The sequence below is a fragment of the Streptomyces sp. NPDC017991 genome, assembly GCF_044328075.1.
Classification (GTDB): Bacteria; Actinomycetota; Actinomycetes; order Streptomycetales; family Streptomycetaceae; genus Streptomyces.
Map to the genome: position 1 here is coordinate 1 of NZ_JBIRGP010000039.1, position 10133 is coordinate 10133.

Annotated in this window: 10 protein-coding genes; 4 read left to right on the forward strand and 6 right to left on the reverse strand. The window is 69.5% G+C overall.

The window, feature by feature from the left end:
- The first annotated feature begins 136 nt into the window (after positions 1-136).
- Positions 137-691 carry a GNAT family N-acetyltransferase gene (locus tag ACH4DZ_RS44755; protein WP_398295566.1) on the forward strand — a complete coding sequence of 185 codons (555 nt, stop codon included), beginning with the start codon at positions 137-139 and terminating at the stop codon, positions 689-691.
- Positions 692-701: 10 nt separating this feature from the next.
- On the opposite strand, the gene ACH4DZ_RS44760 is transcribed toward ACH4DZ_RS44755, so the two are convergent.
- The 6 genes from ACH4DZ_RS44760 to ACH4DZ_RS44785 form a co-directional block, all read right to left on the reverse strand.
- Positions 702-2249, reverse strand: a complete 1548-nt coding sequence (locus tag ACH4DZ_RS44760) for a type VI secretion protein (protein WP_398295568.1) — start codon at positions 2247-2249, stop codon at positions 702-704.
- Positions 2250-2289: 40 nt separating this feature from the next.
- On the reverse strand, positions 2290-3714 hold the full coding sequence (locus tag ACH4DZ_RS44765) for an ATP-binding protein (protein WP_398295569.1): 1425 nt from the start codon (positions 3712-3714) through the stop codon (positions 2290-2292).
- Between the two features lie 6 nt (positions 3715-3720).
- On the reverse strand, positions 3721-5271 hold the full coding sequence (locus ACH4DZ_RS44770) for an SCO6880 family protein (RefSeq protein WP_398295579.1): 1551 nt from the start codon (positions 5269-5271) through the stop codon (positions 3721-3723).
- A gap of 14 nt (positions 5272-5285) precedes the next feature.
- Positions 5286-6620 (reverse strand): hypothetical protein, encoded by a 1335-nt coding sequence (locus tag ACH4DZ_RS44775; RefSeq protein WP_398295571.1) that lies wholly within the window; start codon positions 6618-6620, stop codon positions 5286-5288.
- Entirely contained in the window at positions 6610-7455 is an 846-nt protein-coding gene (locus tag ACH4DZ_RS44780) for a hypothetical protein (RefSeq protein WP_398295573.1), read from the reverse strand. Before ACH4DZ_RS44780 ends, ACH4DZ_RS44775 begins: the two co-directional genes overlap by 11 nt.
- A gap of 192 nt (positions 7456-7647) precedes the next feature.
- On the reverse strand, positions 7648-7956 hold the full coding sequence (locus tag ACH4DZ_RS44785) for a hypothetical protein (RefSeq protein ID WP_107015212.1): 309 nt from the start codon (positions 7954-7956) through the stop codon (positions 7648-7650).
- 522 nt (positions 7957-8478) lie between these two features.
- On the opposite strand from ACH4DZ_RS44785, the gene ACH4DZ_RS44790 reads away from it, so the two are divergent.
- From ACH4DZ_RS44790 to ACH4DZ_RS44800, 3 genes are all read left to right on the forward strand, one after another.
- Positions 8479-8856, forward strand: a complete 378-nt coding sequence (locus tag ACH4DZ_RS44790) for an ArsR/SmtB family transcription factor (protein ID WP_398295575.1) — start codon at positions 8479-8481, stop codon at positions 8854-8856.
- Between the two features lie 83 nt (positions 8857-8939).
- Positions 8940-9578: an SRPBCC family protein gene (locus ACH4DZ_RS44795; RefSeq protein ID WP_398295576.1), complete on the forward strand. Its 639-nt coding sequence runs from the start codon at positions 8940-8942 to the stop codon at positions 9576-9578.
- 78 nt (positions 9579-9656) lie between these two features.
- A complete protein-coding gene (locus ACH4DZ_RS44800; RefSeq protein ID WP_398295578.1) occupies positions 9657-10043 on the forward strand; it encodes a DoxX family protein in 387 nt (128 codons plus the stop codon).
- Positions 10044-10133: the final 90 nt, after the last annotated feature.

Sequence of the window (10133 nt, forward strand, 5' to 3'; positions counted from 1 at the left end):
GTACTGCAGGGGGGACCCTGTGGGAGAGTAGGACGCCGCCGAACAAATATTACAGGAAAGCCCCCGCACTTCGGTGCGGGGGCTTTTTTGCGTTCCGACCCATGCAGGCGCATTCGGTTTCGTTACGGTGATCCTCATGAATCCTGAGTACGTGATCCGTTCGATAGGCAGGGACGAGTGGCCCGCGGTGAAGGAGCTCGCGCTGGCCGCTCTCAGTGATCCGGTGGCGCATCTGGCCTTTCTGGATACGTACGAGGTCGCGGTGGGCCGGCCCGACAGTTTCTGGCAGGAGCGGGCCTCCGGAGCCGCGGAGGGCGTGCGGGAACGGCAGCAGATCGTCGCTGAGGGGCCCGGTGGACGGTGGGTCGGGTGTGTGGTCGTGCTGGTCGAGGAGGCCGGGGCCGTCGGGGCGCTGGGTGCCGTGAGCGACGTACGGCAGGGGCATCTGGTGGGTGTGTATGTGCGGCCCGAGGTGCGGGGGAGTGGGCTCACCGAGCGGCTTTTCTCGTATGCGCTGCGGTGGGCCTGGGAGGACGCCGGCTTGGAGCGGGCGCGGTTGTTCGTGCACGAGGGGAACGGACGGGCTCAGGCCTTCTACCGGAAGTTCGGGTTCGTGCCCACGGGGGAGAGCGTGCCGGTACCCGGGGATTCGGGTGCGCGGGAGCTGGAGTTCGTGTTCGAGCGACCGTAGGCGCCGCGGGTCACACCGGGAGGTCCTGGTGCGGCCAGCGGGAGCGGGCCTGTTCCTGGGAGCGGAGCAGGGCCAGGGTAGGGAGGCCCCGGTCCGGGGCTGTGCCGCCGGTCGCGGCGAGCAGGTCCGGGAGTTGGGGCAGCGGGGCCACCGCGGCCACGTCGTCCAGGACGAGGGTGAGTGGTGGGTCGAGGCGACCGGAGGATGACCGTTCGGCCATGCGCCGGCCGCGCTCGACCACGCTTGAGGCGAGGGCCGTCAGGAGCGGCATGGCGCCGGGGTTCGACCTCGGGTCCTCGATGGGTTCACCGACCACATAAAGCGTGCCCCCTTCGTTGACGAAGGAATCCAAGGTGAGGGTGTCGGTTCGGTTTGGAGTGCAGGCTTCCCGGACGTTGACCGTGAAGAGGGCGGAGAGCGCTCGGGCCGTCAACTCCTGGGCGATGTCCCGGCGTTCCGGGTGCGAGGTGAGGGCCGCTTCGAGTTCGCCCGCGGAGCCGGGGGCCGACTTCGGGTTCGTACGGAGGATGCGTACGGCTTCCTGGACCTGGGCGCCCTGGGCCCAGCGGTGGACGTGGCGGATGGTGCGGCCGTCCACCGCCGCGGCGTGGAGGTAGCTGCGGAGGAGGGTCTCCGCGGTGTCGGCGACCGCCTGGTCGATCCTGGCGGTGGGGCGGACCGGGGCGAGGAGTGCTGCCGCTCGGGCCTTCGCGGTCTCCTTGGTCTCGCAGCCCGCGGAGGGGGACCAGTGGAGGCGGGCGGGGGTGTCGCAGAGGTGGGAGGGGTCGTAGAGGAGGACGGGGCCCAGTTTCGCGCGGGCGTCCTTCGTGCTGGACCAGAGGGCGGGGTCGGAGGTGATGACGAGGGCGGGGCCGTCCGCGTCCCGGATCGCCTGGACGGCGAGGGGGTGGCGGGTTTCGGGCGGACCCAGCACGACGCCCTGCGGGGCTTGTGGGGGGTTTTCCCATCCACTCGCCCGTTCGGCGGTTTCCACCGGGGCCGAATCCAGCGGCGGCTCAGCCGGCCGCCTCAGGGGCACCGGGGCAGTGTGCGTCGTCGGCTGCTGTGCCGGTACCTCGTGTTCCGCCTCCGGTCGTTCCGCCGCCCGGCTTCGAGGGATCTCGGGTGGCTCCTCCTTGGTCAGGAGATCCGGCTCCGGCGCCGCGGCGTGCGTCCTGCGTCCCGCCCGGCCTGCCCGCCACCTCGCCACCGTGCCCAGTACGAACACCGTGAGGACGACCAGGACCATCAGTTGGCCGATGAACAGGCCCCAGAAGAGCCCGTATCCGGAGAGCTGGGCCGGTGGGGTGTCGGGCCAGGCGGTCGGCAGGTCGTGGGGGGCTTCCACGAGTTGGCGTATGGCCAGGGGCGTACGGCGGAAGGTGACCTCGGACGGCCAGGAGCCGTGGGAGAAGAGGCCGGCGAGGCCGGTCGCCGTCCAGACCATGACGGTCATGCCGAGGACGAAGGCCAGGATGCCGAGCAGCAGGCCGTCGGGGATGCCCCCTTCGCCACCGCGGTGCTGATCGCCGCGGCGGCTGCGGTCGTCCGGTCTCATCTCGGGTCGCTCCTATTACGCCACTTACGCCACTGTGGACCTAAGCCACTGTGGACTCGGACGAGTCGTCGAGATCGCTCAGGTGTTGCTCCATGAACGCCGCGGCCCGTTCCTCGGCCTCCAGCTCGGCGGCGCGCAGGGCGTCGTCCGCGAGGTGGTCGGCCGACGACTCCGTCATGGCGCGGTCGGTGAAGACGAGGGGGCGCTCGGTCTCGGAGATCAGATGTTTGACGACCTGGACGTTGCCGTTGACGTCCCACACGGCGATGCCGGGGGTGAGGGAGGGGATGATCTCGACCGCCCAGCGTGGCAGGCCGAGGACGCGGCCCGTCATTCTGGCCTCGTCGGCCTTCTGGGCGTAGATCGTCCTTGTCGAGGCCATCTTCAGGATCGCCGCGGCCTCCTTCGCGGCGGCTCCGTCCACGACGTCGGACAGGTGGTGGACGACGGCCACGAAGGACAGACCGAGGCGGCGGCCGAACTTCAGCAGGCGCTGGAAGAGCTGGGCCACGAACGGGCTGTTGATGATGTGCCAGGCCTCCTCGACGAGGAAGATGCGCTTCTTCCGGTCGGGGCGGATCCAGGTGTGCTCCAGCCACACGCCGACGATCGCCATGAGGATGGGCATGGCGATGGAGTTGCGGTCGATGTGGGACAGGTCGAAGACGATGAGCGGGGCGTCGAGGTCGATGCCGACCGTCGTCGGGCCGTCGAACATGCCGCGCAGGTCACCGTCGACCAGGCGGTCGATGACCAGGGCGACGTCGAGGCCCCAGGCGCGTACGTCGTCTATGGCGACGTTCATCGCCTCCGCCGACTCCGGTTCGGGGTGGCGGAGCTGCTCGACGATGTCCGTCAGTACGGGCTGGCGGTCGATGATCGTCTCGTTGACGTAGGCGTGTGCGACCTTCAGCGCGAAGCCGGAGCGCTCGTCCAGGCTGTGGCCCATCGCGACCTCGATGATGGTCCGGAGCAGCGCGAGCTGGCCGGTCGTCGTGATCGCCGGGTCGAGCGGGTTGAGCCGGATCCCCATGTCCAGGGCGGCGGTCGGGTCCAGGCGGATGGGTGTCAGTCCCAGCGCCTGGGCGATGAGGTTCCACTCGCCCACCCCGTCCTCGCCCTGCGCGTCCAGCACGACGACCTGGCGGTCCTTGAACCGCAACTGCCGCATGACGTACGTCTTCTCCAGCGCCGACTTGCCGTTGCCGGACTCGCCGAGGACCAACCAGTGCGGCGCCGGGAGCTGCTGTCCGTACAGCTGGAAGGGGTCGTAGATGTAGCCCTTCCCGGAGTAGACCTCGCGGCCGATGATGACGCCGGAGTCGCCGAGGCCGGGGGCCGCGGTCGGCAGGTAGACGGCCTGGGCCTGGCCGGTGGAGGTGCGCACCGGCGGGCGGGTCGTCTCGACCTTGCCGAAGAGGAAGGACGTGAAGCTTTCCGTGAGGACGGACAGCGGGTCCCGCATGAAGTCCTACCTCCGGATGCCGGTCGCGAACGGGAGCGTGTTGACGAAGGCGCGGTGGTGCTCGCGGTCGCACCATTCGAGCTTCAGGTACGACTTGCCGGCCGAGGCCCTTATCGTCCGCTTGTCGCGGGCGAGTGCCTCGGGGTTGCGGGACGAGACGGTGATGTATCCGACGAGGTTGACGCCGGCTGCGCCGCTCGCGAGGTCCTGGCCGCGCTGGTCGACGCGGTTGTGGGAGGCGACGTCGCGCGGGTCGACGGTGCGGTTCATCTTGGCCTGGCGGCTGGCCTCGGCGTCGTCGTTCGTCTTCTCGGTCAGCATCCGCTCGATGGCGACCTCGGTGGGTTCGAGGTCCATCGTGACGGCGACCGTGCGGATGACGTCCGGGGTGTGGACGAGCAGCGGGGCGAGGAAGTTGACGCCCACCGGGGTCATCGGCCACTCCTTCACCCAGGCCGTGGAGTGGCACCAGGGGGCGCGGGTGGAGGACTCGCGGGTCTTGGCCTGGAGGTAGGTCGGCTCCATGGCGTCCAGCTCGGCCGGCCAGGCGTTGCGCTTGGTCATGGCCTGGATGTGGTCGATGGGGTGGTCCGGGTCGTACATCGAGTGCACGAGTGAGGAGAGTCTGCCCTGGCCGAGCGGCTGGCGCACCCGGATGTCGGCCTCCTGGAGGCGGGAGCAGATGTCGGTGAGCTCGCGGGCCATGACGACGGCGAGTCCGGAGTCCTTGTCGAGCTTCTTGCCGCCCTTGGGACGGGCCGCGCGGGCCATCGCCTGGGCCTCGGCGGCCAGTTCGCGCGAGTAGTGCATGCAGGCGACGAGGTAGGCGCGGTGCTGTTCGCTGCTCGTCGACACCATGGACGAGAGCTGCTCGTACGAGTCCTGGAGCCAGCCGGGTGCCCGGTCGTCGCCGCGTACGGAGACGTCCTTGGCGTGGGCGTCCGGGTCGGCGGGGAGGGTGCGGGCGAGCATCTGGATGCGGGTGACGAAGCCGTCTCCGTTGGCGACGTGCTTGAGGAGGGTGCCGAAGCGGTCGACGAGGGCTTCCTGGTCCTCGCTGTCGCGCAGGCCGACGCCGGGGCCCTCGATCTCGATGGCGGCGGTGACGGTCTTGCGGTCGGCGTGCAGGAGGACGGCGATCTCGTCCGGGCCGAACGGGGCCGCGAGCCAGGAGATGCGTCCGATGCCGGGGGGCGGGCCGATCTCGACCTCGCGGCCGTCGACGTGGGTGCCCGACTCCATGACGTTGCTGCGGTAGGCGGTGCCTCGGCGCAGGCTGCGCTTGTAACTGCGGTTGATCTCGAACCACTTGTAGAAGGTCCGCCGCTTGTACGGGACGTACACCGCCGCCAGCGCGAGCATCGGGAAGCCCATGAGCAGCACGATGCGCAGGGAGAGCACGGGGACGACCAGGCCGCACATCATGCCGAGGAACGCGCCCACGATGATGAGCCCGATCTCGCCGGACTCGCGGTTGCGGCCGACGATCGCGCTCGGCCGGGCGCGGCCGATCAGATATGTACGGCGGGGCGTGACCGGATGGGACGTATGGGCCACATGGGAATCAGTCGTCAACGCCCTTCACCTCCCGTGCGGTTGTTGCTGCTGTTGCTGTTGCGGTTGTTTCCGGCGTGAGGGGTGTTGATCGGGCTGGAGCGGGGCGGGGGTGCGGAGGGGGCTGATCCGCCGCCGCCCGAGGAGCCGGAGCCGCGGGAGCTGTGGGCCGCGACGCCGCCGGAGATGGGGTTCGAGGGGCGGGCGCCGCTGTTGCCGCCGCCTCCGCCGCCGTTGTTGTCGGCCCGGGTGCTGTGGGTCTTGATGCCCTGGGCGACGAGGTGGGCGGGCGAGCTGATGGCGGCCGCGGCCTTGCCCTCGGCGCCCTGCATGATGCGGTTGTTGCGGCCGCCCGCGATCTCGTCGCCGAAGCCGGGGACGAAGCGGTAGATCATCGCGCTGGCGAAGATGGCGAGCAGGATGATCGCGAGGCCGGAGACGACGGCGGAGAAGGAGTCCGGGCCGTCCTCGGCGGAGAGGGCTCCCGCGAGGCCCAGCACGATCACGATGACGGGTTTGACGAGGATGACGGCGATCATGATGCCGGCCCAGCGGCGGACGTGGCCCCAGAGGTTCTTGTCGACGAGGCCGGCGTAGACGACCGTGCCGAGGAGGGCGCCCACGTAGAGGAGGGCGGCGCGGATCACCAGTTCGAGCCAGAGGACGCCTGCGGCCAGGATCGACACGAGGGAGACCACGATCAGCATGATCGGGCCGCCGCCGATGTCGGTGCCCTTGTTCAGGGCGCCGGAGAAGTTGCCGAAGAACGTGTCGGTCTGGTTGCCGGTCGTCTTGGCGAGGACCTCGGCGATGCCGTCGGTCGCCGAGACGACGGTGTAGAGGATGAGCGGGGTGAAGGCCGAGGCCAGCACCGTCAGCCAGAGGAAGCCGATGGCTTCGCCGATGGCCGTGCTGAGGGGGACGCCGCGGACGGCCCTCTTCGCCACGGCGAGGAGCCACAGGAGGAGGGTGAGGATGGTCGACGCGGCGAAGACGACTGCGTACTGCTGGAGGAACGTGGGGTTCGTGAAGTCGACCGTCGCCGTGTTCTGGACGGCGTCGCTGAGCTTGTCGATGGTCCAGGAGGCGGCTTTCGCGCAGCCCTTGGCGAGGGAGGCGAGGGGGTCGAGGGCTGTGGTGGGGTCGTTTAGGGAGGGGCCGGTGCGGTTGTTGCTGCCGCGTTCGCAGTAGTCCTTGGCGGGGCCGCGGATGAGATCGCAGGGATCGTTGCTGCCCTCAGGGCTGGGTGTGGGAGTGGGCGCGGCGAAGGCATGGCTGGCCGCCAGGACCGCCGTGGTCTGCACGGCCGTCATGGCCCCGGCGATCGTGAGTACGCGACGACTAACGGGCATAGGTGAACCCTCCGTACTCCTCGACGGCCTTCGTCATGTCGTCGGCCGTGGACGCGGTCTGGTCGCGCCCGACGGGCACCGGCCCGTCCTTCTGCTGGAAGTCCGTGACCTTCCAGTCACCGTCGACCCATTTCAGTTCGTACGTCGTCGTGTACCAGCTCTCGGACACGGGGTTCGTGGAGCCGTCGCCCGAGAGACCGAAGAGTGAGGTGTACCAGACCTGCACGGAGGCGCTTCCGGAGGTCGCGGACTTGACCTTCGTGCCTACCGGAATGACGCGCGACACGAAGGTCTGGCCGCCCGGCGCGGTGCCGTCCTTGCCCAGACCGATGTTGCTCAGGAACTTCTCGCTGGAGTACGCCTGGTCGAGCCCGGCTTGGCGGTCGGCGGCGACATCGGGTGCGTACACCGTGGCGACGATCTCGCGCCGCCGGTCCGCGTTGAACATGTCGGTCGATCCCAAGGCCACCGAGTAGTTGGCCGCCGCACTCTGTGCGCCCTGGTCGTCCTGGGCGTACCCGGTCGGAATGCCGCCCGCCTTCGACTTCACCGGCTGTTCCCCGGAGGGGGCCGTGGGTGCCGCCCCCGCCTTCCCCCCGCCCCCGTCGTCGTCCGAGTCGGGACTTCCGTCGCCGCGGTTCGCGAAGGCGATGGCTGCGATGAGGAGGACCACGACGCCCACCACCGTGACGAGGCTGCGGGACGACGAACGGCCGCCGCGCCGCGCCCCTCCGTAGGCGTCACCGGCACTGTCGGGGAGCCGCGTGCGCGTCTGGCCGGTACCTCCGTATCCGCCGTCCTCGCCGCGCGCTCCGTGCTCGTCGCCGAGACTCATGCCGCGTACGCCCCCTCAACCTCATGCTGAACCGCGTGATACGACGGTAGCCCCGCTGGTTTCCGCGCGGGCGCGGTGTGGTGACTGGACATCAGGGAAACGCAACCTCAGCCGGTGGGCACGACGGACGGATGGGTGGAGGAGGGACCGGGTGTGCCCGGCCGGGTCCGAGGACGCCGGGCCGGCGGCCGCCTAGACGGCCATGCCGTACACGATGGTGAAGAGCGTGCCCAGTGAACCGATGATGAAGACCCCGGTGAGACCCGCGATGATCAGACCCTTGCCCTGTTCCGCGCTGAAGGTGTCGCGGAGGGCGGTCGCGCCGATACGTTGTTTCGCCGCTCCCCAGATCGCGATGCCGAGGCACAGGAGGATGGCGACCGCCATCACGACCTCGATCATCACGCGGGCTTCGTTGCCCAGGGTGCCGAACGGGCCCCAGTCCGGAGCGATTCCGCCGATGATCGTGTTGATGTCGCCCTTTTCGGCTGCGAAAAGCATGTAAGTCACCGCCCCTAGTGGGTTGTTCTGCCTCCTCTGCCACTCTGCGCAGAGGTCACGGCTATTGTCGCTGACAATGATGCTGTCGCATGTCGACTTGGCGTCATTGATTGGCGGGTTTCGTACGAATCCCTTGTCACCGGAGCTCGCGGGACCCTTCAGGGGGCGCAAGGACCGTACACGAGGAGGCGTATCGTCACTCTGTGTATCACGGCAGGTCACGCCGGGCAATGAAGTAGATGCGGAACCTGTGGTGTGGTTCCGTCGTTAGCCCCTCTTACGCGAACGCCAACTGATGGTGGCCGATTCCGCCCGTCCATCGAGCCCGACTCCGTCCCGAGTGCGCCGGTCCGTCGTGCCGATGTTCTCCGGGTCGTGCGTCTCCTGGTGTGTAGACGCCCCCCGTTTCGTTGTGGTGCAGGTTATCCCGGACGGGGCGGCGGGGTGTGCGGGGGTGGGGGCGGCTGCCGGCATTTTTCATCACCGCACGCTTATATAAGCGTGCGGTGATACGTTGCCCCTGTGCACGCATTCGACGTACTCGGGGACCCCGTTCGCCGCCGGATCCTGGAGCTGCTCGCGGACGGCGAGATGAGCTCCGGGGCGGTGAGCGAGGTCGTGCGGGACGAGTTCGGGATATCGCAGCCCGGTGTCTCGCAGCACCTCAAGGTCCTGCGGGAGAACGGCTTCGCCACGGTCAGACCGGAGGGGGCCCGGCGGCTGTACGCCGTGAACTCCGACCCCCTGCGCGACATCGACACCTGGCTGGACCGCTTCCGGCGCTTCTGGACGCCCCACCTCGACGCCCTCTCCACCGAGGTGGCGCGCGGCAAGCGTGAACGCCGGCTCCGCGAGCGGTCCGGCGACGGCGGTGCAGGCGACGGATCCCCTCCGCAGTGACGGACGCAGTGACGGACGCAGTGACGGACGCGGCGACAGACGCGGCGACAGACGCAGCGAAGAACCTAGTGAAGGAGCAGCGCATGATCGACGTCAGCCATCAGATCAACGCCGTACGGCGCCAGGTCGGCAGCCGTGTCATCGAGGCCGGCGAGGCCCACGTGGTGACCGTGAGTCAGACGTACGACACGACCGTCGAGGACCTCTGGGAGGCCTGTACCGATCCCGAGCGCATCCCGCGCTGGTTCCTGCCCGTCACCGGCGAGCTGCGTCCCGGCGGCACGTACCAGCTGGAGGGCAACGCCGGCGGCACCGTCGAGCGCTGCGACCCGCCCAAGGGCTTCACCGCGACCTGGGAGTTCGGCGGGAACGTCAGCTGGATCGAGTTGCGGCTGAGCCCCGCGGCGGACGGCGGTACGCGCTTCGAGCTGGACCACATCGCTCCCGACGACGACGAGAAGTGGCAGCAGTTCGGGCCCGGGGCCGTCGGCGTGGGCTGGGACATGGCGCTCATCGGGCTCACCCTCCACCTGTCCTCCGGCGCGGCCGTGGATCCCCAGGAGGCCATGGCCTGGTTCGGGACCGGGGAGGGGCTGCGGTTCGTCGGGCTGAGCAGCGAGGGGTGGTACGCGGCTGCCGTCGCTGGCGGTGAGGCCGAGGAGGTCGCCCGGGGGAGGGCGGACCGGACGACCGCGGCGTACACGGGGGCGGAGCCCTCCTGACACCCGCCTACTTACTTTCGAGTAACCTCGCACGGCAGCCACTGCCACAGCCCCTGGTGGGCTCTCGGAGGAGGAACCGTGCCAAGGTCGGAACGCTCGCCCCTGTTGCTCGCAGGCCTGTTGGCCTCCGCCGCCGTCGCCCACTTCGCGGTGCCCCGGCAGTTCGACGCGACCATCCCGCGCGTGCTGCCGGGTTCGCCGCGGACCTGGACGTACGCGAGCGGTGTCGTCGAGCTGGCGCTGGCGGCCGGGGTGGCGGTGCCGCGTACGAGGCGGGTGGCCGCGCTGGCCGCCACCGCGTTCTTCGTCGGGGTGTTTCCCGCGAATGTCCAGATGGCCGTGGACTGGCGTCACCGGCCGGCGCCCCAGAAGGCCGCGGCGCTGGCCCGGCTGCCGCTGCAGGTGCCGTTGGTGCTGTGGGCGCGGGGTGTGGCGAGGGGCGGTTCGCAGGGGCGGGCGGCCTAGGTCGTGTCTTCAATTGATCTTGAGTAGTGGATCATGGTCGGGTGATACGTCGACATGAACTGTCCGATGAGGAGTGGGAGTTCCTCCGTC